Genomic DNA, 23,947 nt, shown 5'->3' with positions numbered 1-23,947 from the left:
GCCTCGAGCGCACTGATGGCCCATTCAGCGACCCTTGTCATCAAAAATTGAGAACGCTCTCAACGTTGCAGGCTGCGACCGATCAGCGCCCTGATCCGGCCCAGCAGATCGTGGGTCATCGGGGCCAGAACGCCTCTCGCCGCGACCGGAATATGGGCCACGGGGTCGTCGCCGGTCTGGAAGACATAGTGGTCGAAGAAGGCCCGCCAGCGCATCCGCTCGTCCGCGGGCAGGTCCCGGATCGTGGTCAGGCCGTGGAACAGGGTCAGCAGGGGCGTGGTCATCCAGGTCGGCCCGTCGCGCCACCACAGATTGACCATGGCCCCGAAATCTTCTGGCGTTTCAACGTGATGCCACCAGAGGCTGGGCAGGTAGAGGGCGTCGCCCGGCTCCAGCTCCGCGACCTCGGCATGCTCCAGCGCCTCGCGGAATTTCGGATGCGCCTCAAAGTCGGGATCGACGATGTCGACCAGGCTGATCGGCTGACCGGCCAGGGTGAAGTCCAGCGGCCCGACGTAGAGGTTGCCGATCTGCTCGGGCGGAAACAGGGTGAAGCGCCGCCTCCCCCGCACCACACAGGCCAGATTCTGGGGCAGGTCCCAGTGGGCCGCCGTGCGCGACCGGTTGCCGATCCACAGCGAGGTCAGCCGCTCCATGCCGGGATCGAGCAGCGGCATCGAATTCGCCTCAGCCAGCCCAGGGAGTACGTCCGGCGCGGGCACGCCCCCTGCATAGACATGGGGCATGCGCGGATCGCCGCGCCCGGCCAGCAACCGCCTCAGCAGCTCGGCCAGCGGGGCCGTCATCTGTTCGTGGTTGAAGCCCTTCAGGTCCGGCGAATAGCCGAAGCGGCCACCCATCTCCGGCGCCCCGACAAAGGTCCGCACCGGCCTGCCGTTGTCGAAGCCGCGCAGATAGTCCGCCAGGGCTTCATCCGACGTCGCCGCCTTCACGATCGGCCAGTCGGCGACCAGCCCCTTGAGCACGGCCGGGCGCCCCGCCGGAACGATCTCGGCCTCGAACCGGGCGCGGTCGACGCCCTGGAAGACCGGGACCGGCGTCATTCAGCCCCCGCCCACATGCCGCGCGCCTTCAGGAAGTCGTCGTGCATCGGCATGCGCGCGGTGACCTCTCGCCAGCGTTCCGCGATCTGGCCGAACCCAGCCTGGACCTGATCCAGATTCTGGAAGCCGTACAGCGGGTTGAATCCCGTCGGCTTGATCCCCTGCCCGTACATCACTGCCATCCACGAGCCCTGGCTGAAGTATTCGTCCGCGCCCGACTGATAGAGCAGCCCACGGTCGCGGAAGGCCTCGACCCGCTGGCTCAGCGTATCGGGCACCGGCATGGCCGCGACGTGCCGCCAGAACGGCGTGTCGCCCCTCTGGGTCGCGTGATAGTGCAGGATGACGAAGTCGCGGATCAGCTCGACCTCGGCGCCGATGCGGCGGTTGTAGGTCTCGATGTTCACTTCGCTGAACCGGCTGTCGGGGAAATGCTGCAGCAGGCGGTAGATGCCCGACTGGACCATATGGATGCTGGTCGATTCCAGCGGCTCGATGAAGCCGCTCGACAGGCCCAGAGCCACGACGTTCTTCTCCCAGAACCGCTTGCGTCGCCCGGTGGTGAAGCGCAGCGGGCGCGGCTCGGCCTGGGCCGGGCCGTCGAGGTTGTCGAGCAGCACCTGCCGCGCCTCGTCATCGCCCATGAAGTCATTGCAGTAGACGTGGCCGTTGCCGGTCCGGTGCTGCAGGGCGATGCGCCATTGCCAGCCGGCGTCGCGGGCCGTCGAGCGGGTGAAGGGCGTCGTCGGGGCGACGCGGTCGCAGGGCACGGCCCAGGCGCGGTTCATCGGCAGCCAGTGGGACCAGTCCTCGAACCCGGCCTTGAGCGCCCCCTCGATCAGCAAACCCCGGAAGCCGGTGCAGTCGATGAACAGGTCGGCGGTCAGTTCGCGCCCGTCCTTCAGCCTCACCCGGTCGACGAAGCCATCCTCGGCCCGCAGCGCCACATCGACGATTTCGCCCTCGATCCGGGTCACGCCCCGGCCCTCGCAGACCTTCCTGAGATAGCGGGCATAGAGGCCGGCGTCGAAGTGATAGGCGGTGAACAGGGCGTTCAGCGGCGAGCGCGGATCGGGATCGCGGAACGCCGCCTTGCCCGCCTTGATGGCCTGGCTGCACAGCGAATAGGCCTCGACGTCGTCGGCGATCCGATCCGCCGCCCTCAGCGCCAGAAACGACTGCTGGAACTCGCCCAGCGTCGGTCCGGGTCCGAAAGTGCCGAAGGGGTGAAGGTAGGTGTTGCCCTTCGTCCCCCAGTCGACGAACTCGATGCCCAGTTTCAGCGTCGCCTGGGTCTCGCGCATGAACTCGGCCTCGTCGAGGTCGATCAGGGCGTTGAAGTCGCGGATAGGCGGCACGGTCGCCTCCCCCACCCCGACGATGCCGATGTCGTCGCTTTCGACCAGCGAGACCTGGCAGTTCGGGCCGAGCGAGCGGTTGAGCGCCGCCGCGGCCATCCAGCCAGCGGTGCCGCCGCCGACGATGAGAACGGATTTGATGGGTTCGGCCATGGCCTTGGAATTCCCGTATCTGCGCCGACCCTAGAGGACGCGCGCGGCAAACAAAACGCCGCCCGTCAGGGGGACGGGCGGCGCAAGTTTCAGTGTCGGGTCAGGGAGGAAACGCCCGACGCTGTGTGGTTCAGTACTTGTAGCTCACACCGAACAGGTAGGTGCGGCCATAGCGCTGGAAGTCGATGGTCTGGCGCTCGTCGCCGTTCTGGAAGGTCTTGAACGGCTCGTCGGTCAGGTTGTTGACCTGGGCCTGGACGCCGAGATTCCTGAGCGGGCCCGACTGGAAGGTATAGCCGATCTGGGCGTCGACGACGTTTTCGGCGGCGACCGAACGCAGGGTGCGGCCGTTGCCGAAGCCGGCGACCTCGCCGAGGAAGTCCGAACGGTAGCGGTTCGAGATCCGCGCCTGGAAGCCGTCACGCTCGTAGTAGACGGTGACGTTGGCGACGGTTTCCGACAGGCCCGGCAGGGTCGTCGGGGGGCTGGCCGGATCGGGCTTGATCTCGCTGGAGGTCTGCGAGGCGCTGATCTGCGCGCCGAAGCCTTCCAGCATCGGGTGGAACATCTCGAACGGCATGGACAGGGCGAACTCGATGCCCGAGACATAGCCGCCTTCGCCGTTGGCCGGAGCCGAAACGACGCCCTGGTTGATCACCGGAACGACGCCGCCGGTCGGATAGCCGGTGAAGTCGAAGACCTGGTTCTTGGTGTAAACGTAGGTCTCGAGGTTCTTGTAGTAGGCGGCCAGCGAGACGTAACCGCGGCGGTTGGCGAAATACTTCTCGATCGAGATGTCAGCCACGTCGGCGATCGTCGGCATCAGCTCCGGGTTGCCGCCGCCACCGCCCCAGGGCGAGTTGACGTCGGGAAGGGCGGCAGGCGTATTCTTCGAAACGTCGAAGCTGTAGTTCCGCGAGGCGCGCATATCATCCATCCGCGGCCGCGCCAGGGTGCGGGCGACGGCGAAGCGGACGAACACGTTGTCGCCGGCCTCAATGATGAAGTTCGAGCTGGGCAGCAGCTCCAGATACTCGGCGCCGCCGGTGACCGGCGTCGACAGGGTCGAGGCGCCGGAGCCGCTGGCGGAGAAGCCGCTGGAAGCCTGTTCCGTATAGACCGCCTGCATGCCGACGTTGCCGGTCAGGGGCAGACCGAACAGGGTGTGGTCGATGTTGGCCTTCACATAGGTCGTCGAGACCTTCTCGGACACGACCCAGTTGCCCGACAGAACATCGGCGTTCGGGTTTCGGACCTTGTTGTAGAAGCCGCTGTTGACCAGACCGATCGAGTCGTAGCTGAGCACCGCCGGAATGCCGAGGTAGCCCAGCTCGGTCGGGGCCAGCAGGAACTGGCTCGGAACCACCGCCGAGGCGCCGCCGGGGACGCCCAGGAAGTACTGGTCGTTGACGAAGTCCTTGTTGCGTTCGGTGTAGTTGAAACCGAAGTCGATCGAGCTGAACGGGCTCTGGTGCAGTTCGCGACGCGCGGTCAGGCGAACGGCCTTGATCTCGTCGGTGATGGTCGGCGTGTTCAGATAGCCGTCCTGGCCGCCCGGAATGATGTCGCCGCCCCAGCCTTGCGGGCTGGTCAGACGGATCAGGTTCGGATCGGCGTAGTTGATGTTGCTGGTCAGGCGGGTGACGCCGTCACCGTCCAGGGTGAAGCCCAGGCTGTCCAGCTGGCCGGCGATGTTGCGGCCGGTGCCCGAATAGGATTCCAGGATCTGGTCGGTACGGTCGACCTTCGAATAGTTCAGATCCAGGGCGAAGCCCCAGTCGTCGGTGGCCTGGAATTTGGTGTTCCAGCCGATCGAGGTGATCTCGCTGTCACGGCCGTTGAAGTCGTTACGGACGACGCCCTTGACGTTGTCGTAGACGCCGGAGGTGACCAGACCGTCCTGCACCGTATAGCCGGCGCGCAGCGCGGGGCCCGGTCGGCAGATGGCGCTCTGGACGTTGACCGTACAGTCACCGGCCGAACCGCCCCAGGCGAGCGGGAACTCGATGCCGCGCAGGACCTGGGAGTTTTCAAACTTCGAATAGAAGGCGTCGATGGTCGAGGAGAAGCGGTCGTTCGGCTTCCACTCCAGGGTGCCCATATAGCCGTCGCGCTTGAGTTCGCTCGACATGACGTAGGGCTTGATGCCGCCTTCGACCAGGGTCGTGGCGTTCAGGTTGGCGTAGCCCCAGCTATTGAAGCGCTCGGACTGATAGGGGCTTTCCATGTGGGCATAGCCCAGGGCCACGCCCAGGGTGCCGTCCAGGAACTGGTCGATGTAGGAGATCGAATAGCGGTTGCCGTGGTCGGTCGTGCCCGAGTTCAGCGCGCCGATGTCGTTCAACTCATAGCGGGCGTTCACCGCGATCGTGCGGCGGCCATAGGCCAACGGGCGGATCGACTGCATGTCAACGGTGCCGGCCAGGCCCTGACCGATCAGGGCGGAGTCCGGGGTCTTGTAGACGGTCACGCCGCTGAGCAGTTCCGACGGATACTGGTCGAACTCGACGCCGCGGTTGTCTCCGGTGGTGACCTGTTCACGGCCGTTCAGCAGGGCGGTGGCGAAGTCCGGGCCGAGACCGCGGATCGAAAGCTGTTGCGAGCGCCCATCAAGGCGCTGCGTGCTCAGGCCGGGCAGACGGCCCAGCGATTCGGCGATGGAGACGTCCGGCAGCTTGCCGATGTCCTCGGCCGAGATGACCTCGACGATGGAGGTGTTGCGGGCCTTGGCGGCGACCGAGTTGGCGATCGAGGCGCGGATGCCGGTGACGACGATCTCGTCGACCTGGGTCGCGTCAGGATCGGTCTGGGCAGGCGTCGTCTGGGCGCTGGCTGCGCCGGCGAAGGCCATCATGGCCACAGCGCCGATCGCGCCTCCGGTCATCAGACGTGCGCGAATGTTGAAACGATTGATCATCATCTACCTCCCTGGTGGCCGCCCGCGTTTCTGACGCTGCGATCTGGCCTGTCGCAAAAATATGCAAAAGATTGTCGACCTTGCAAGTCCGTAATGATTGAGCGCGCAAAAACCACCGGTATGGCGCGGCCAAAACACAGCTAGAATCGAGATGTTGCAGCGCAACATGCGCTTTTGCCGCAGGACAAGGCGGGAAAATCAGGCGATTGACAGGCCGAACCCGTTTTGCAAAATCTTGCAAACACGTCAGGCGAACGATGCATTCGCCCGCAAACTGGACAGGAACGTATGGGACAGCAAAGCACCCAAAGCCGGATGATCCGTGCGTCTGTGGCCGTTGCGACCGGTGTCATGGGCATGATCGTGTGCGGCGCGGCGATGGCCCAGGCGGCCGCTTCCGCTCCCTCCCCCGCTGTCCAGGCCGCGCCGGCCGACTTCCGCGCCCGCCTGCCTCAGGATGAGGTCATCTATTTCCTGCTGCCGGACCGCTTCGAGAACGGGAATCGCGCCAACGACACGGGCGGCATTCCGGGCGGAAAGCTTCAGAACGGCTTCGATCCGACCGACGAGGGCTTCTATCACGGCGGCGACCTCGCCGGCCTGACGCAGCGACTCGATTACATCCAGGGCCTCGGCGCCACCGCCGTCTGGGTTGCGCCTGTCTTCAGGAACAAGCCGGTCCAGGGCGAGCCGGGCCACGAGTTCTCGGGCGCCCACGGCTACTGGATCACCGACTTCACCTCCGTCGATCCGCATTTCGGGACCAATGAGGACTTCGCAGCCCTCGTTCAGGCCGCCCATGCGCGCGGGATGAAGGTCTATATGGACATCATCGCCAACCACACGGCCGATGTGATCCGTTATCGCGAGTGCCCGAAGAACGACTGCGCCTACCGCAGCCGCGCCGACTATCCGTATTCGCGTCAGGGCGGCGTCGACGGCGCCCCGATCAACGACGGTTTCGACGGCTCGAACTTCGACCGGCTGACGAGCCCGAACTACGCCTACACCCCCTACCTGCCCGCGGGTGAGGAGACGGTGAAGGTCCCGGCCTGGCTGAACGACCCGATCTACTATCACAACCGCGGCGACTCGACCTTCGCGGGCGAGAGCTCGACCGAGGGCGACTTCGCCGGTCTGGACGACCTGTTCACCGAGAACCCGCGCGTGGTTCAGGGGATGATCGAGATCTACGGCGACTGGATCGACCGCTATGGCGTCGACGGCTTCCGCATCGACACGGCCCGCCATGTGAACCCCGAGTTCTGGCAGGCCTTCGTCCCGGCCATGCTGGAGCGCGCCCGGGCCAAAGGCATTCCCAACTTCCACATCTTCGGCGAGGTCTATGACCATGACCCGGCGATGCTGGCCCGCTTTACCCAGGTGGATCGCTATCCGGCGGTGCTGGACTTCGCCTTCCAGACCACGGCGACCGACGTCGCCAATGGGGTCAAGGGCACGGACGCCCTCGCCCGCCTGTTCATGGCCGACGCCCTCTATGCTGGCGGCGAACAGGGCGCGATGCAGCTGCCGACCTTCCTCGGCAACCACGACATGGGCCGCATCGGCGGCTTCATCGCCAAGGCCCATCCTGAGGCCTCGGACGACGAACTGCTGGCCCGCGATACCCTGGCCCACGCCCTGATGATGTTCTCGCGCGGCGCACCGGTCATCTATTACGGCGACGAACAGGGCTTCGGCGGTCAGGGCGGCTACGGCGCCGCGCGCGCCGACATGTTCGAAAGCCAGGTCGCCGACTACGCCCGCCACAAGCGCATCGGCGGCGACCACGCCCCGTTCGACACCACCGCCCCCCTCTATCAGCGTATCGCCGAGATGGCCCGCATCCGCGCCGCCGATCCGGCCCTGCGCCGCGGCCGCCAGATCGTACGCTTCGCCGGCGACAAGCCCGGCCTGTTCGCCGTCAGCCGCGTGCTCGAAGGCCAGCCCGGCGAGACGCTGATTCTCTACAACACCTCGACTGAAGCCCTGACCGCCAATGTGGAAGTCGCGGCCGCGTCGCAAAAGTGGAACAGCCTGCGCGGGGCCTGCCCGGCCACGGCATCGGCGCCCGGAACGATCCGGGTTAGCGTCCCTCCCCTCGACTACATGATCTGCGTTTCGGAAGGCCAAGAGTGAACGTCCAGACCCTGAGCCATCCTCTGACGTCCGCCGACGCCGCGACCGAATGGTGGCGCGGCGCGGTCCTGTATCAGGTCTATCCGCGCAGCTTCGCCGACACGAACGACGACGGCATCGGCGACCTGCCCGGCATCACCGCCCATCTGGATCACATCGCCTCGCTGGGCGTCGACGGCGTCTGGCTGTCGCCCTTCTTCACCTCGCCGATGAAGGACTTCGGCTACGACGTCTCGGACTATACCGACGTGGACCCGATCTTCGGGACCCTGACCGACTTCGACGCCATGGTGACCCGCGCCCACGAACTGGGCCTGAAGGTCATCATCGATCAGGTCTATTCCCACACCTCGGACGAGCATCCCTGGTTCACCGAAAGCCGCCAGAACCGGACCAACCCCAGGGCCGACTGGTACGTCTGGGCCGACGCCAAGCCCGAGGGTTCGCCCCCGTCGAACTGGCAGTCGGTGTTCGGCGGTCCCGCCTGGACCTGGGACGCGCGCCGCCGCCAGTACTACATGCACAACTTCCTCAAGGAGCAGCCGCAGCTGAACGTGGCCAATCCCGAGGTGCAGGACGCCCTGATCGACGCCATGCGGTTCTGGCTGGACCGCGGCGTGGACGGCTTCCGTCTGGACGCCATCAACTTCGCCATCCACGACCCGAAGCTGACCGACAACCCGGCCTTCACCTCGAACGGCAAGCGGACCCGGCCCTTCGACTTCCAGGACAAGATCCACAACCAGTCCCAGCCGGAGATCCCGGTCTTCCTCAGCCGCCTGCGCGCCCTGGCCGAGACCTATCCCGGCGACCGCTTCCTGGTGGCAGAGGTCGGCGGCGACCGCGCCAATGAGGAGATGAAACAGTACACCCAGGGGACCGACCGGCTGCATTCGGCCTACGGCTTCCTCTATCTGTACTCCGACCACCTCAGCGCCGAACTGGTCGAACAGGGCCCGGCGATGTGGCCCGGCGTCGACGGCGAGGGCTGGCCCTCCTGGACCTTCTCCAACCACGACGCGCCGCGCGCTATCTCGCGCTGGGCCGAGGGCCGCGACGAGAAGGCCTTCGCCGAGATGGCGATGCTGCTGCTCATGTCCCTGCGCGGCAATGTCTTCGTCTATCAGGGCGAGGAGCTGGGTCTGCCCCAGGCGCACGTCCCGTTTGAACGCCTCGTCGATCCCGAGGCCATCGCCAACTGGCCCGAGACCCTCGGCCGCGACGGCGCCCGCACCCCGATCCCGTGGAAGGCCGACGCCGTTCAGGCCGGCTTCTCGACCGTCGAGCCCTGGCTGCCGATTGATCCGCGCCACTATCCGCTGGCGGTGGACGTTCAGGACGCCGACCCGGCCTCGATCCTGAACCTGTCGCGCGAGCTGATCGGCCTGCGTCACCGCTATCCGGCCCTGCGCACCGGCGGCATGCACATGTATCCGGTCGCCGGACCCGTGCTGTCGTTCGAGCGGGGCGAGGGCGACAACGCCCTGCTCTGCGTCTTCAACCTGGGCCACTCGCCCGAGGCGTGGACCCTGCCCGAGGGCTGGCGAGTGGTTGAGGCGGTCAATACGCCCGACCCGGCCGCCGGAACCCTGCCCTCGCTGGCCGGTCTGCTGCTGGCGCGGGCCTGATGCGATCAGCCGCCGCAGGTCTCGCGCACGATCAGATCGGTCGGAATGCGTTCGGACCGACCGGCGCGGTCGCCCGTGGAATCGAGCAGTTTGGAGACCATCAGCCGGCCCGCCTTCATGGTGTCCTGGGCGATGGTCGACAGGGCCGGACGGCTGTACCGGCTGAAGGGCACATTATCGAAGCCGATGACGGAGACGTCGCCGGGCACCGTCTTGCCGTGATGCAGCAGCGAGCGCACGGCGCCCAGCGCGATCAGGTCGGACGCCGCGACGATGCCGTCAAACTCCAGCCCGCGCGCCAGCAGGGAATCGACCGAGGCCTCGGCGCTCTCGACCTCGAAATGGGCGGGCACGACCAGATCGGGATCGACGCCCAGACCCGCGGCCTCCATGGCCTCGGCATAGCCGCGCTGACGCTGCATGGCCTCGGGCGGATCGAGATCGCCGAGGAAGACGATGCGCTTGCGGCCCAGACGCGCCAAGTGCGCCGTCGCCCGGCGTCCGCCGTTGATGTTGTCCGACCCGATCGAGCAATAGTTCTGGTCCGGCAGTTCGGCGCCCCAGACCACGAACCGGCTCTCGGTCTCGGCCATGCGGTTGAAGGCCGCGTGCAGGGTGCTCTGGCCCAGGAAGATGACGCCGTCGGCGCGGCTGGTGGTCATGGCGACCGACAGATCGTCCAGATTGGCCGGCGAGACGTGGCTCATCACCAGATCGCAGCCGCGCTCGCGCGCCGCCTCGCCGACCCCGGCCAGCAGTTCCAGGAAGAAGGGATCGCTCAGCCGCCCTTCCCGCCCCTGCGGACGCGGCGTCACCAGGGCAATCGTGCCCTGGGCCCCGATCGGGCCCGCCGGCATGTAGCGGCGGAACGGATAGTCGTGCTCGCGCGCCAGCTTCCAGATGGCCTGTTTGGTGCGGTCGTTGACGGCGGGACTGTCGTTCAGCGCGCGCGACGCCGTCGCGATCGACACCCCGGCCATACGCGCCAGGTCTTCCAGTCGGGTGGTCTTGCGGCTCAAGGTCGCGGGCTCCAGGCAGGCCGTCTGCAAAATTTTCTGCAAAACTTGCTTATTCATGCGGCGCCACAACGCCGTCTGGCAAGTCCTCGTAACAAGGAAGCTTCGTCATGATGCAACGCCGTTCGTTTCTGGCCCTTTCCGCAGCCGCGGCGGGCGTCACGGCCCTGACGTCGCGCCCCGCCCGCGCCCAGACCTCGGCCAATGTCGCGCGCGCCTCCTCGCCCGGCGGCATGCTGACGGTCGAGGTCACCACCGACAACGACGGCCGCCCGATGTATTCGGTGATCCGTCAGGGCCGCCCGGTCGTGACGGCCTCGAAGCTCGGCTTCCTCCTGACCGACGCCCCCGCCATCGAGCGCGGCCTGAAGCTGACGGCGTCCCAGCCGGTGACCATGGACGACACCTGGGAGCAGCCCTGGGGCGAGCGCCGCTTCATCCGCAATCACTACAACGAATTCCGCACCACCTTCACCGAGACGGGCGCTCTCGCCCGCCGCGTCGACGTGGTCTTCCGCCTGTACGACGACGGTCTGGGCTTCCGCTATGAGGTGCCGGAACAGTCGGGCCTGAAGACCGTCCGCATCGGTTCGGAACTGACCGAGTTCAACCTCGCCGAAAACGGCACGGCCTGGTGGATCCCGGCCTGGGAGTGGAACCGCGAGGAATATCTCTACGACCGCACCGCCATCGACGAGGTCGGCTCCTGCCAGACCCCGATCACGGTCAAGGGCCAGTCCGGCCTGCATGTCTCGATCCACGAGGCCGCCTGCGTCGACTATGCCGGGATGAACCTGCGCCGTTCCGAGGCGACGAAGTTCCGCGCCCAGCTCACTCCCGGTCTGACCAACGCCGCCGTCGTACGCGAGGCCCCGTTCAACACCCCGTGGCGGACGCTGCAGATCTCGGACACCGCCGCCGGCCTGGTCGAGTCCAGCCTGATCCTGAACCTCAACGAACCCAACAAGCTGGGCGACGTCAGCTGGTTCAAGCCGATGAAATACGTCGGCGTCTGGTGGGAAATGCACTTGGAGCTCAAGAGCTGGAACGCCGGTCCCAAGCACGGCGCGACCACCGAGAACACGATCAAACACATCGACTTCGCCGCCAAACACGGCCTCGGCGGCGTGCTGGTCGAGGGCTGGAACAAGGGCTGGGACGGCCAGTGGTTCGCCAACGGCTCGGACTTCAGCTTCACCGAAGCCTATCCCGACTTCGACATCGAGGCCGTCTGCGCCCACGCCCGGTCGAAGGGCGTCCAGCTGATCGGTCACCACGAGACCGGCGGCAACGCCTTCCACTATGAACAGCAACTCGAACCGGCCATGGCCCTGTACGAGCGGCTGGGCGTCCATTCGGTCAAGACCGGCTATGTCGCCGATGCGCAAGGCGCCCGCGTCGCCGCGCCGGACGGCTCCATGGTCATGGCCTGGCACGAGAGTCAGGCGATGGCCCAGCACCATCTGCGCGTCGTCGAGACCGGCGCCCGCCACAAGGTCGCGGTCAACGCCCACGAGCCGTTCAAGGACACCGGCCTGCGCCGCACCTACCCCAACATGATCAGCCGCGAAGGCGCGCGGGGCATGGAATACGCGGCCTGGGGCAACCCGGGCAATCCGCCCGAACACGAGCCCAATCTGGTCTTCACCCGCCTGCTGGCCGGGCCGATGGACTACACTCCCGGCATCTTCGGCATGGAGACGCGTAGCCCCGGCGGCGTCCAGACGACCTGGGCCAAGCAGCTGGCCCTCTATGTCGTCATCTACAGCCCGATCCAGATGGCCGCCGACCTGCTGGTCAACTACGAGGCCAACCCCGGCCCGTTCCAGTTCATCAAGGACGTGCCCTGCGACTGGCATGAGACGCGGGTTCTGAACGGCGAGGTCGGCGACTTCGTCACCATCGCCCGCAAGGACCGCAACTCCGACGTCTGGGCCCTGGGCGCGATCACCGACGAGAATCCGCGCGTCCTGACCGCCGCCCTCGACTTCCTCGACGACGGCCGCCGCTACCGCGCCGAAATCTATCGCGACGGCCCGAACGCGGACTACAAGGGCAAGCGCGAGGACATCATCATCGAACAGCGCGAAGTCACCTCGGCCGACACCCTGACCCTGGCTCTCGCGCCCGGTGGCGGTCAGGCGATCCGCTTCGTGCCGCTCGGCCGCTCGGGACGCCGCGCATGACCAACGCCACCACAGGCCTGCTCTCGATGCGCCCACGGCTGACGCCGCTGGCCATCGTCAACATGTGCGTCGGCTTCTTCGGCATCCAGATCGGTTTCGGGCTGCAGAACGTCAACACCAGCCGGATCTTCCAGACCCTGGGCGCCGAGGTCGACAGCCTCGCCATCCTGTGGATCGCCGCGCCGATGACCGGCCTGCTGATCCAGCCCCTGATCGGTCACCTCAGCGACCGGACCTGGAACCGCTTCGGACGGCGTCGGCCCTACTTCCTCGCCGGCGCCCTGCTGACGACCCTGGCGCTGGTCGCCATGCCGAACTCGCCCAGCCTGTGGTTCGCCGCCGTGATGCTCTGGGTCATGGACGCCTCGATCAACATCACCATGGAGCCCTTCCGGGCCTTCGTCGGCGACAATCTGAACGAGGACCAGCGGACCGCCGGCTACGCGATGCAGAGCGTCTTCATCGGCGCCGGCGCCGTCTTCGCCTCGGTCCTGCCCTGGGTCCTGTCGCACGTCTTCCACGTCGCCTCGGTCGCGCCCGAAGGCGTGGTGCCCGACAGCGTCCGCATCGCCTTCTACGTCGGCGCCGCCTCGCTGCTGGCCGCCGTCCTCTGGACCGTGATCAGCACCCGCGAATACAGCCCCGAACAGATCGCCGCCTTCGAGGCGCCCGCCTCGGCCGAGGCCGCCGCCGCCGAGCCCGCCGCCCCTTCGGTGCGCTTCTATCTGATCGGCGGCCTGATCTGGCTGCTGGTCGGCGCTGCCGGTTTCGCGGGCGTCGCGGCGGTCGGGATCGAGAAGGAACTCTATGTCCTGTTCGGCGGCCTCGCCGTCTTCGGCCTGCTGCAGCTCGCCGTTGGCCTGATGCACCGTGCGAAGGCCTCAAACGGCCTGTCGGAGATCCTCGACGACATCTTCCGCATGCCCGCCACCATGCGCGACCTGGCCGTGGTCCAGTTCTTCAGCTGGTTCGCCCTGTTCGCCATGTGGATCTACACCACCCCGGCCGTCACCGCCGTCCACTTCGGCGCCGCCTCCCCGACCTCCCCGGCCTATGGCGAGGGCGCGGACTGGGTCGGCGTCCTGATGGGCGTCTACAACGGGGTGGCGGCTCTGGCGGCCTTCCTGATCCCGGTGCTGGCCAAGAAGATCGGCCGTCGCGGCGCCCACGCCCTGAACCTCGCGCTCGGCGGCTTCGGCCTGATCGGCATCTTCCTGATCCGCGATCCGAGCCTTCTGTGGCTGCCGATGATCGGCGTCGGCTTCGCCTGGGCCTCGATCGTCTCCATGCCCTACGCCATCCTCTCGGGGGCGGTGCCGGGCCGGAAAATGGGCGTCTATATGGGCATCTTCAACATCTTCATCGTCGTGCCCCAGCTGGTCGCCGCGACCCTTCTGGGCCTGATCCTGAGGAACGTCTTCGGCGGTCAGGCCATCTGGGCCCTGGTCATCGGCGGCGTGTCCTTCTTCATCGCGGCCGCGGCTGCGCTGCGGGTCAAGGAGACGAAAGCCTGATGGACCGCCGCACACTCCTGACCCTGATGGCCGCCCTGCCCTTTGCTGGCCGCGCCATGGCCGACATCCCGACATTGGGCCGTCTGGTCGAGCATCCGGACATGGCCTCGGCCCATGCGGCGACGCGCAATGTCACCGTCTGGCTCCCGCCCGGCTATGATGCCTCCGACGCCCGCTACCCCGTCCTCTACATGCATGACGGCCAGAACCTGTTCGACGCGTCCAAGGCTTATTCCGGCGAATGGGGCGTGGACGAGCATCTGGGCCGGCTGATCGCCGCCGGTCAGGTTCGGGCGCCCATCGTGGTCGGGGTCTGGAACACGCCGCTGCGACTGCGCGAATATGTCCCCGCCGATCTGATCGCGGCCCTGCCCGAGGACATGCGCGGCGACATCCAGAACATCTATGGCGGCCCGTCCCTGTCGGACGGCTATCTCGCCTTCCTGACCGATGAGCTGAAGCCCTTCATCGACCGGACCTACCGCACCCTGACCGGCCCCGCCGACACCACCATGTCCGGCTCCAGCATGGGCGGGCTGATGTCCGTCTATTCAGTGATGAAACGCCCCGACGTCTTCGGCGCCTGCGCCTGCCTGTCGACCCATTGGCCGCTAAAGGTCGTCGGTCTGGAGGAAGGCGCGCCTCTGGCCACCTGGCGCGAGCGGCTGGTCGCGGCCTGGACGGGTGTCATCTCCGCAGGCCTGCCCGACCCGGCCATGGACCGCCGCTTCTACTTCGACCACGGCGACGAGACCCTCGACGCCTTCTACGCCGCCTTCCAGGTCAAGGTCGACGAGACCTTCCGCGCGCGCGGCTATGCCCCGAACCAGTTCGAGACCCTCGTCTTCCCCGGCGCCCAGCACAATGAGACGTCCTGGAACGCGCGCCTCGACGTCCCCCTGAAATTCCTTCTGTCGCCGGCCCCCGCGGCGACCGCCCCCTCGACTGCATCGTGAGTATCCCGACCATGACCCTGATCCAGAAACTCGCCGCCTCCGCCGGCGTCGCCGCCCTGCTGGCCACCGGCGCCTGCGCCTCCGTGCCGACCGCCCCGGCCGAACCGACCGTCGCCCCCCTCGCCCAGCCCGAAGGCGTCGCCCCCGGCGCGCCCGGCGCGGCGACCACCTGGTCCAGCGCCGCCAAGACCGGCGTTGGCGCATCCTATGAGGCCTATGTCGACGGCCAGTACAAGAACGGCGGCCCGACCGGCGCGGTGTCGCGCGTCTGGTTCTCCATCGCCGACGGCGTCCTGACCGAGACCATGTACGGCCTGATCCACGAAGCCCAGATCAAATCGCTGCGCTTCGCCGTCGCCTCCGACGCCGGCCTGTCGCTGGAAGGGACCGACACCACCGAACACACCGAATATCTCGACGTCGATGCCGATGGCCGCCCCCTGTCGCCCGCCTATCGCGTGGTCACCACCGACAAGGCCGGACGCTACGAGATCGAGAAGCGCATCTTCACGGACCCGGACCGCAACGCCCTCGTCCTGCGCGTGACGATCAAGGCGACCGGCGGCGCCGTCACCCCCCACGCCATCCTCGAACCGCATATGGCCAACACCGGCGGCGGCGACTTCGCGGAAGCCTCGGCCAACGGCCTCTATGCCCATGAGGGCGACGTCCATCTGGCCCTGCGCCCCAGCGCCCCGTTCGAGACGGCCAGCGCGGGCTTCCTCGGCTCGTCCGACGGCCTGACCGACCTCAAGGCCAACGGTCGCCTGACCCAGATCTGGGCCTCCACCGGCGATACGGCCGGCGCCGTCGTCCTGACCGGCGCCCTGCCGACCATCGCGGCAGGCCAGAGCCTGACCCGCGACTTCGTCATCGGCTTCGGCGCCTCCAAGGCCGCCGCCGAACAAGCCGCCGACGGCAGCTTCTCCACCGGCCTCGACGAGGTCCTCGCCCGCTTCAACGGCACGGGCGACCGGGTGGGCTGGGAGGACTGGATCGGCTCCCTGACCGACCTGCCGCGCATCGCGCAACAGTCGGAAGACGGCGGCAAGCTGGCCTATGCCTCGGCCCTGATGCTGAAGGTGCAGGAGGACCGCACCCACGCCGGCGCCCTGATCGCCTCCCTGTCCAACCCCTGGGGCGACACGGTCGACGCGACCAACAGCTCGACCGGCTACAAGGCCGTCTGGCCGCGCGACTTCTATCAGGTGGCCATGGCCCTGCTGGCGCTCGGCGATACCCAGACGCCCGTCGCCGCCTTCCGCTACCTGCCCCAGGTCCAGGTCAAGGCCGACACTCCCGGCAATACGGGCGCGACCGGCTGGTTCCTGCAGAAGACCCACGTCGACGGCGAGGTCGAATGGGTCGGCGTCCAGCTGGACCAGACCGCCATGCCGATCATGCTGGGCTGGCGTCTGTGGAAGGCCGGCCTCGTCTCCGATGCCGAGCTCCAGACCATGTACGGCCGGATGATCAAGCCCGCCGCCGACTTCCTCGTCACCGGCGGCAAGATCGGTATCCTGTGGAACGACCGCACCGTCACCCCGCCCTATACCCAGCAAGAGCGCTGGGAGGAGCAGGACGGCTTCTCGCCCTCGACCACCGCCGCCGTCATCGCCGGGCTAACGGTGGCCGCCGACATCGCGAAAGCCTCGAACGACACGGCCTCGGCGACCCGCTACCTCGCCGCCGCCGACGACTATTCGAAAAAGGCCGACGCGCGGATGTTCACGACGAACGGCGCCTTCGGCGACGGGAGCTACTTCCTGCGCCTGTCAAAGACCGAGAGCCCGAACAGCCACGCCCTGATGGGCGACAACAACGGCCAGCCCGGCCAGCCCCAGGACCACGTCGTCGACGGCGGCTTCCTGGAGCTGGTCCGCTACGGCGTCCGTTCGGCCAGTGATCCTCACATCCTCGCCACCCTGCCCGAATACGATGACCAGACCCGCGCGGACCTGACCCGCGTCCGCTATGACTTCGGTCCGGCCGGAGACACGACCCCCGGCTGGCGGCGCTACGGCATCGACGGCTATGGCGAGGACACGACCAACGGGAACAACTACGGCATCGGCGGCGTCATGGCCCCCGGCCAGCGCGGCCGGGTCTGGCCGATCTTCACCGGCGAACGCGGCCACTATGAACTGGCCCGCGCGCTTCAGTCGGGCGCCAACCCCGACCTGACCGCCATCAGCCAGACCTATGTCCGGGGCATGGAGCGGTTCGCGAACGACGGCCTGCTGCTGGCCGAACAGGTCTGGGACGGTGTCGGGGTGAAGCCCGCCGGCTACGAGACCGGCGTCGGCACCGACTCGGCCACGCCCCTGGCCTGGTCCCACGCCGAATACATCAAACTGCTGCGCTCGCTGGCCGACCGCGCCGTCTGGGACCGCTACGCCCCCGTCGCCGACCGCTACGGCAAATAAGCTGCGAGGCGGTCCACCAGTCCCGGCTCTTCAGAATCGGACTGACGGACCGCCGTTCGCGTGCCATCCTGCCCCGAACGACGCCGCGCAGACGGTGTGACGAGGGGCAGGAACGATGACGACTGACACCGGTGGAACCGCGAGCGGCGCGGACCATACCGTCGACCGCAACGACAGGCTGGTCATCCTCGCCTCATCGGTCGGTACCGTGATCGAGTGGTACGACTTCTACCTCTACGGTTCGCTGGCCACGATCATCACCAGCCAGTTCTTCTCGGGCGTGAACGAGACGACGGGCTATATCTTCGCCTTGCTGGCCTTCGCGGCCGGGTTCGCGGTCAGGCCGTTCGGGGCCATCGTCTTCGGGCGGCTGGGCGATCTGTGGGGGCGCAAGAACACCTTCCTCGTGACCATGCTGCTGATGGGGCTGTCGACCTTCGTGGTTGGCCTGCTGCCCTCGTTCGCGGCCATCGGCATCGCCGCGCCGCTGATCCTCGTGGCCATGCGGCTGGTGCAGGGGCTGGCGCTCGGCGGCGAGTACGGCGGCGCGGCCACCTATGTCGCCGAGCATGCGCCGAACGGGAAGCGCGGCTTCTACACCTCCTTCATCCAGATCACCGCGACGGCGGGCCTGATGATCAGCCTGGTCGTCATCCTCGGTGTGCGTCTGTCGATCGGCGAGGAGGCCTTCGCCGACTGGGGCTGGCGCATCCCCTTCCTCGTCTCGATCCTGATGCTGGGCGTGTCCCTGTGGATCCGGCTGAAGCTGTCGGAGAGCCCGGCCTTCAAGCGCATGAAGGCCGAGGGCAAGGGTTCGACCACTCCGCTGAAGGAGTCCTTCGGCAAATGGCCGAACCTCAAGCTGGTGATCCTGGCCCTGTTCGGCCTCGCCGCCGGTCAGGCCGTGGTCTGGTACACGGGCCAGTTCTACGCCCTGCTGTTCCTTGAGAAGACGCTCAAGGTCGACGGCGCCCTGACCAACACCCTCGTCGCCATTGCGCTGCTGCTCGCCACACCCTTCTTCGTCTTCTGGGGCTGGGTGTCGGACAAGATCGGCCGCAAGCCGGTCATTCTGGCCGGATGCCTCATCGCCGCCCTGACCTATTTCCCGCTGTTCCACGCCCTGACGGCGGCGGCCAATCCGCGTCTGGCGGCGGCGGCGGCCTCGTCTCCGGTGACCGTCTACGCCGACCCGGCCGACTGTTCGTTCCAGTTCGATCCCATCGGCAAGACCACCTTCTCCAAATCCTGCGATCTGGCGAAGTCGTACCTGGCCAAGGCCGGGGTCGCCTATGCCAATGAAGCCGCGCCTGCCGGGACCGTGGCTCAGGTCCGCATCGGCTCAACAAGCGTCGAAAGCTTCCGCGGCGACCAGATGCCCGCCGCAGAGTTCAAGGCCACGAAGAAGACCTGGGAAACCGGCCTCGGCCACCATCTGAAGGCCGCCGGCTATCCCGCCAAGGCCGACAGCGCCCTGGTCAACAAGCCGCTGACCGTCGCCATCCTGTTCGCCCTCGTCTTCTATGTGACCATGGTCTACGGGCCGATCGCGGCGGCGCTGGTGGAGATGTTCCCGACCAACATCCGCTACACCTCCATGTCCCTGCCCTATCACATCGGCAACGGCTGGTTCGGCGGCTTCCTGCCGACCACGGCCTTCGCCATGGTCGCGGCCTCAGGCAATATCTACCACGGCCTCTGGTACCCGATCGTCATCGCCGTGATCACGGCGGTGGTCGGCTTCCTGTTCGTCAAGGAAGGCAAGGACGTCGACATCCACACCTGACGGCGGTCAGGTCCGGATCAGCGCGTCATAGACGTGGGTGACCTCGTCGAAGCGCACCCGGCTGTCCTGCCCGGCGTAAGGGGTCGGCGCATACTCGGGTGAGGTCAGACCGGCCGCGACAGGATCCTCGATCTTGTCGGTGTTCCAGCCCAGCAGCAGCCGTCCGCCGGGACGCAGGATGGCGGCCATGGCTGTCAGCGCCTGCCGCTGCTGCTCCGGCGTATCGACGCCATAGCCCAGCACGCCGTTGCAACTGATGGCGTCGAAGGTCATGTCCGGAAAGATCTTGTCGATGATGCAGACGTCACCGGTCCGGTGGCGACCCAGCACGCCCCAGCGCGCCGCCTCGGGATCGATGTCTGTGGTCCAGACTTCACCCCCGCCCGCCTCCAGCACCGCATAGTCGTCGGCCGTATAGGCGCGGCAGCCGACCCAGAGGATACGCCCGCCTTCGGCGGCCATGGCCGGCAGATAGGCCTCGGCGAGCAGCTTGCGATCCGGCAGTTGCAGGATGCGCTGCGCCCCCGCAGTCTTGCGTCGGGTGACCCCGGCCTCGCCGAAGAACAGGCGGGTGAAGAAGGTTCCTGCGCCCACGTCGGACTCCATGCGTCAGGCGCACACGACGCGCCTCGATCAACGGGTTGAGGGTCCGGCCGCGCCGGGTCAAGCCTGAGATGAGGCCAGCCCGGCGGCCAATAGCCTCAGTTGGCGGGCTGGACCGTCCACGGACGGCCGCGCAGGGCCCCGGACACGCGGCGGCGGATCGAGGACGGCGCCCAGACCGGACGACGCGACCGGGCCTGCTCGACCAGCCAGCGCTCGCGCAGATCGTCCAGCTGGGCCGAGCGGACGACGGGGGCGTGGACAGAGGCGACGAATTCCTGACCGGCGCGGGCCATGGCGATCCGCTCGTCATCATTGGCGACCAGGGCGGCCAGGGCGCGGGTCAGGTCGGGGGCCTGCGGCGGGTCGACATAGACAGCGTGGTCGCCGCTGGCCTCGCGCAGGCCGCCACGGCCCGACGAGATCAGGGCGGCGCCGGCGGCATGGGCTTCCAGCGCCGACAGGCCGAGCGCTTCGGCGACGAAGGACGGGGTCACGGCGATGGCGGCGCGGCGGGTCACGGCCTGGACCTGCGGCAGGGAGGCCGACTTGTGGATCTCGACGCGATCGCCGAACCGGGCCAGGGCCTCGATGCGCGGCGTCGCCCATTCGGCGTGCTTGTCCCAGTCGCCCAGCATCAGGGCGCCGCGCCAGTCGGCGTTCTTGTCGAGGACGGCGGCCAAAGCGTCGCAGAACGGCTCCAGCCCCTTCTCTTCCATGGCCCGGCCCGAGAACAGGATCAGCTTCTCACGGTTTTCCGGACAGGCCTTCCAGGCGTCCATCTCGATCGGGTTGCAGACCGAGGCGACACGGTTCGCCAGGGCGGGATAGTCGCCTATGAACTCGCGCCCCGCGGCCTCGGACACGAAGATCAGCTTGTCAAACGCCTTAAGCCGCGCGCCGTAGCGCAGGCGGTCGAGCGCGTTCTTCGGCTCCTTGATCCGGGTGTGGCGGTACAGGACGTTGATCTTGTGCGGGAAGCGACGCGCCAGGCTGGCCGAGGACTCCAGCTGCTGGTGATACTCGATGTAGTCCGGATCGAAACCGGCCAGCAGTTCGGCGACGGCGTCGGCGCGCTTGGACTTGCTCAGGCCGGCGGGCACGGTCAGCAGGTCCGGCAGCGCCGGAACCTCGGCGCCGGCGTCGCAGATCACGCGGACGGAGCCTTTCAGACGGCTGTTCTCCAGCAGGGTCCGGGCGACCGTCTCCATGGAGTTGGCCTTGTCCCGGCCCATCACACTGCCTCGCGGCATGACCACGGCGATACGCATACTCAACCCCTCACTCGGGCTTCAGGGAGGTTAACGGCCGCCAAGCGGCTGATGTTCCCGGCTTTTTGGTCGCGACCGGCGCGACGACGGGGCCGCGGCCTGTTGAGACCCAGCAACCGGCGCAGCTTGAACTGGGCCTTGATCCAGCCTTCGGACGAGGACTGAAGGATGCGCTTCACGTCCACGAAGGTGACGTCGCCCAGCCCCGACAGGGTGTGGAATCCGTCCTCGTAATCGGCCAGCAGACCGGTCGGTTCGAAGCGCTTGACCGGCCGGGTCTCGAAGGCTTCAGGCGTCAGGACGTCGATGCGCAGCAGGTTGATCGCGGCGCCATAAGTGGTCGAGCAGTCCTGCACCGGCAGATGCAGGGCGCCGTCATGGACGAAGGCCGTGCCGCCCGGGCGCGAGGCCTCGAAGCCGGTCCGCACCGGATTGGCCGCATGCGGCGTCCAGGGGCCCATCAGGCTGTCGGCATGGGCGACGTGCAGCTCGCGCATGGCCCGGTCATCCGGACCCGGCAGGGCGTAGAAGGCCCACCAGCGATCGCCGTGCTTCACGACGGTCGCGTCGATGGCCGGGACGTCCATGATCTGCTGGACCGGCTCCCACTGGTCGGGGAAGCGCACGCAGCGGTACAGGGTCAGCCCGCCGGCCTTGTAGCCTTCGGGCAGCATATAGAGCTCGCCGCCGTCCTCGATCAGCGAGGGATAGGACAGGTGGACCGGCTCGATCAGCGCCACGCCCTGCCCGATCAGGGCGTCATCCGCCCCGTACTGGTAGAAATGGATCTCGCCGCGACGAACGCGGTAGTCGAAGGCCTCGACGAAGACGGTCAGGACGCCGTCGCGCTCGATCCCGAACGGGTCGGCGACATACTGGAACGGCCCCGAGTCCGGCAGCCACGTGATTTCCGAAGCGTCCACGCCGCCGGCCGCCGCCACGCTGGACAGCGAACGCCTGACAAATCCGGAACGCCAGATATCGTACATCACGGCCCCAACCCGACCGCTCTGTGTCGGTCTCAGGGGTAGGACGGCGCCGCATCCGGCCGACCTCAAAAAACACAGTGAAAAGATTGTTAATTCGCGCCCGCCCGCCCGGGCGCACGCCGTGCGCGTTTGTTCGCGGACGACATGCCCTGCGCCTTGCCTCAGGAAAATCCGCGCGGCATGAAGCCTGCACAGACCGGCCTCGACGGCGCCGCCGCGCCGGAACGGGGCAAAACGGGAAGGAAATCAGCTTTTTGACCGCGCCCGCCGCGCAACCTCTGATCGCAGCCTATTTCGAGCAGCGCGAAGCCCTGGGGCGGTTCCTTCAGGCGCGCCTCGGCGCGTCCGGCGACGTGGAAGACCTGCTGCAGGACCTGTATCTGAAGGTGGCGGGCCTGGATCCGGCGACCGAGGTGCGCGACGCCCGCGCCTTCCTCTACCGCCTGACCTCGAACATGATGATGGACCGCTGGCGTTCGGGCCAGAGATCGGTCGCGCGCGACGCCGCCTGGCGACTGGCCACCCATTCCGTCGGCGTGTCCGAAGACATGGACGACGCCCCCTCCGCCGAGGCCGTGGTCGCGGGCCGCCAGAGGCTGGCCAGCCTGACCGCCGCCGTCGCGCACCTGCCGGAGAAGACCCGCACGGTGTTCAACCTGCACAAGTTCGAAGGCCTCAGCTACGCCGAGGTAGCGACCCATCTGGGCATCTCACGCAGCTCGGTCGAGAAACACATGATGGACGCCCTGCGCACGCTTTCGGCCAAGGTGAAGTCGTGAATTTTACGGCAAAGCTAAATTATAACGAAGGTGATAGGCTGTCGGTGACGTCTAGGGATCAGACGGCCTTTCAGACGACCCGGATTCAACCTTTCCGCTCATGATCACGACGCAACCGCAAATCGAAGACCAGGCGCTGGAGTGGTTCGTCCGCTTGAGCGACGTCGATGCGCCCGCGTCCGCCTGGATGGATTTCCAGGACTGGCTGGAGGCGGACGACGCCCATCGCCTCGCCTATGACGACGTCGAACGGACCTGGGTCGAGCTGGACAGCGTTCCGGTCGGCGCTGTGGTCGCCGCCCCTGCCGACGTGACCGTCCTGCCGATCGCCGCCAACGACGAAGACGTCAGCCCCGCCGCTCGCCGGGCCGCGCGTCGCCGTCCGGCCTGGTTGCTGCCTGCCTTCGCCGCCGCGGCCTCCGTGGCGGTCGTGGTCGGCGTCTGGCCCCAGATCACCGACTTCGCGCCCACCCAGAGCTACCATACCGACGCCGCGCCCCGGACCGTGACGCTGTCCGACGGCACGCGGATCGACATGAACCGCCACTCCGACCTCAGCGTACGCATGGGCCGCAAGGCCCGGACCGTCACCCTGACCGACGGCGAGGCCGCCTTCGACGTCGCGCACAACGCCAGCCGCCCGTTCACGATCGCGGCGGGCGACCACAGCGTGCGGGTGCTGGGCACCGCCTTCAACGTCGTCAGCCATGGCGATCATTTCTCGGTCAGCGTCGAGCGCGGCGTCGTCGCCGTGACGCCCGCCGTCACAGCCGCCGCCCCCAGGCCGGCCGCCGTCCGACTGGTCGCCGGACAGAAGATCGCCCAATCGGGAACGCAGACGCCGACACTCTCACAGGTTGCGGCAGACCAGACCTCGATGTGGCGCCAGGGCATGCTGGTCTATCGCGACGCCCGACTGGCCGACGTCGCCGATGACCTGTCGCGTTATTTCGACAAGCCGGTTACAGTGGATCCGTCCGCGGGGGCACTGCACTTTACTGGTGCTTTGCAGGTGGGCGATGAGGCCACGATGTTGAAGCAACTCCAGGATTTCGTTCCCGTCCGCGCGACCCGGTCCTCGACCGATGTCCGCCTGTCCGGACGTGACGCTCGCTGATCACCGGCGTCGACCCGGGGTAGAACGTCACCGGGCCTTCGGGTC

At 67.4% G+C, this 23,947-nt stretch carries 16 protein-coding genes; 9 read left to right on the top strand and 7 right to left on the bottom strand.

Going from position 1 to position 23,947, the window contains the following annotated elements:
- Nucleotides 1-59 precede the first annotated feature (59 nt).
- From AC1ROD_RS16210 to AC1ROD_RS16200, 3 genes are all read right to left on the bottom strand, one after another.
- Entirely contained in the window at nucleotides 60-1,064 is a 1,005-nt protein-coding gene (locus tag AC1ROD_RS16210) for a cupin-like domain-containing protein (RefSeq protein ID WP_492949299.1), read from the bottom strand.
- Nucleotides 1,061-2,575, bottom strand: a complete 1,515-nt coding sequence (locus AC1ROD_RS16205; RefSeq protein ID WP_492949298.1) for a tryptophan halogenase family protein — start codon at nucleotides 2,573-2,575, stop codon at nucleotides 1,061-1,063. Before AC1ROD_RS16205 ends, AC1ROD_RS16210 begins: the two co-directional genes overlap by 4 nt.
- 130 nt (nucleotides 2,576-2,705) lie before the next feature.
- Nucleotides 2,706-5,492, bottom strand: coding sequence for a TonB-dependent receptor (locus AC1ROD_RS16200; protein WP_492949297.1), 2,787 nt, complete (start codon nucleotides 5,490-5,492; stop codon nucleotides 2,706-2,708).
- Between the two features lie 351 nt (nucleotides 5,493-5,843).
- Between AC1ROD_RS16200 and AC1ROD_RS16195 the strand changes: the two genes are divergently transcribed.
- Both AC1ROD_RS16195 and AC1ROD_RS16190 read left to right on the top strand, forming a co-directional pair.
- Nucleotides 5,844-7,631, top strand: coding sequence for an alpha-amylase family glycosyl hydrolase (locus AC1ROD_RS16195; RefSeq protein WP_492949296.1), 1,788 nt, complete (start codon nucleotides 5,844-5,846; stop codon nucleotides 7,629-7,631).
- Nucleotides 7,628-9,259, top strand: a complete 1,632-nt coding sequence (locus AC1ROD_RS16190; protein ID WP_492949295.1) for an alpha-glucosidase — start codon at nucleotides 7,628-7,630, stop codon at nucleotides 9,257-9,259. Before AC1ROD_RS16195 ends, AC1ROD_RS16190 begins: the two co-directional genes overlap by 4 nt.
- Nucleotides 9,260-9,264: 5 nt before the next feature.
- Here the strand turns inward: AC1ROD_RS16190 and AC1ROD_RS16185 are convergent, their stop codons facing one another.
- The gene (locus AC1ROD_RS16185; RefSeq protein WP_492949294.1) at nucleotides 9,265-10,278 is read right to left on the bottom strand and encodes a LacI family DNA-binding transcriptional regulator; all 1,014 of its coding nucleotides are present in this window, start codon (nucleotides 10,276-10,278) and stop codon (nucleotides 9,265-9,267) included.
- A 107-nt stretch (nucleotides 10,279-10,385) separates the two neighbouring features.
- Between AC1ROD_RS16185 and AC1ROD_RS16180 the strand changes: the two genes are divergently transcribed.
- The 5 genes from AC1ROD_RS16180 (at nucleotide 10,386) to AC1ROD_RS16160 (ending at nucleotide 19,143) form a co-directional block, all read left to right on the top strand.
- Complete coding sequence (locus AC1ROD_RS16180; RefSeq protein WP_492949293.1) at nucleotides 10,386-12,461, top strand: glycoside hydrolase family 97 protein; 2,076 nt, start codon at nucleotides 10,386-10,388, stop codon at nucleotides 12,459-12,461.
- Nucleotides 12,458-13,975, top strand: coding sequence for an MFS transporter (locus AC1ROD_RS16175; protein WP_492949292.1), 1,518 nt, complete (start codon nucleotides 12,458-12,460; stop codon nucleotides 13,973-13,975). Before AC1ROD_RS16180 ends, AC1ROD_RS16175 begins: the two co-directional genes overlap by 4 nt.
- Nucleotides 13,975-14,931: an alpha/beta hydrolase gene (locus AC1ROD_RS16170; RefSeq protein WP_492949291.1), complete on the top strand. Its 957-nt coding sequence runs from the start codon at nucleotides 13,975-13,977 to the stop codon at nucleotides 14,929-14,931. Before AC1ROD_RS16175 ends, AC1ROD_RS16170 begins: the two co-directional genes overlap by 1 nt.
- Before the next feature lie 11 nt (nucleotides 14,932-14,942).
- A complete protein-coding gene (locus tag AC1ROD_RS16165) occupies nucleotides 14,943-17,357 on the top strand; it encodes a glucan 1,4-alpha-glucosidase (protein WP_492949456.1) in 2,415 nt (804 codons plus the stop codon).
- A 115-nt stretch (nucleotides 17,358-17,472) separates the two neighbouring features.
- The gene (locus AC1ROD_RS16160; protein WP_492949290.1) at nucleotides 17,473-19,143 is read left to right on the top strand and encodes an MFS transporter; all 1,671 of its coding nucleotides are present in this window, start codon (nucleotides 17,473-17,475) and stop codon (nucleotides 19,141-19,143) included.
- Between the two features lie 6 nt (nucleotides 19,144-19,149).
- Here the strand turns inward: AC1ROD_RS16160 and AC1ROD_RS16155 are convergent, their stop codons facing one another.
- The 3 genes from AC1ROD_RS16155 to AC1ROD_RS16145 form a co-directional block, all read right to left on the bottom strand.
- Nucleotides 19,150-19,737 (bottom strand): class I SAM-dependent methyltransferase, encoded by a 588-nt coding sequence (locus AC1ROD_RS16155; protein ID WP_492949289.1) that lies wholly within the window; start codon nucleotides 19,735-19,737, stop codon nucleotides 19,150-19,152.
- A gap of 107 nt (nucleotides 19,738-19,844) precedes the next feature.
- Nucleotides 19,845-21,017, bottom strand: coding sequence for a glycosyltransferase family 4 protein (locus AC1ROD_RS16150; RefSeq protein WP_492949288.1), 1,173 nt, complete (start codon nucleotides 21,015-21,017; stop codon nucleotides 19,845-19,847).
- Between the two features lie 2 nt (nucleotides 21,018-21,019).
- On the bottom strand, nucleotides 21,020-22,006 hold the full coding sequence (locus AC1ROD_RS16145) for a glucosamine inositolphosphorylceramide transferase family protein (RefSeq protein WP_492949287.1): 987 nt from the start codon (nucleotides 22,004-22,006) through the stop codon (nucleotides 21,020-21,022).
- A gap of 254 nt (nucleotides 22,007-22,260) precedes the next feature.
- Between AC1ROD_RS16145 and AC1ROD_RS16140 the strand changes: the two genes are divergently transcribed.
- Complete coding sequence (locus tag AC1ROD_RS16140; protein ID WP_492949286.1) at nucleotides 22,261-22,785, top strand: RNA polymerase sigma factor; 525 nt, start codon at nucleotides 22,261-22,263, stop codon at nucleotides 22,783-22,785.
- Nucleotides 22,786-22,885: 100 nt separating this feature from the next.
- Nucleotides 22,886-23,902, top strand: a complete 1,017-nt coding sequence (locus tag AC1ROD_RS16135; RefSeq protein ID WP_492949285.1) for a FecR family protein — start codon at nucleotides 22,886-22,888, stop codon at nucleotides 23,900-23,902.
- Nucleotides 23,903-23,947 lie beyond the last annotated feature (45 nt).

The organism is Brevundimonas sp. GW821-FHT12E07, from assembly GCF_058807035.1.
Note: the sequence above shows the minus strand (reverse complement) of the source record. Positions and strands in the feature narration are given on the sequence as shown.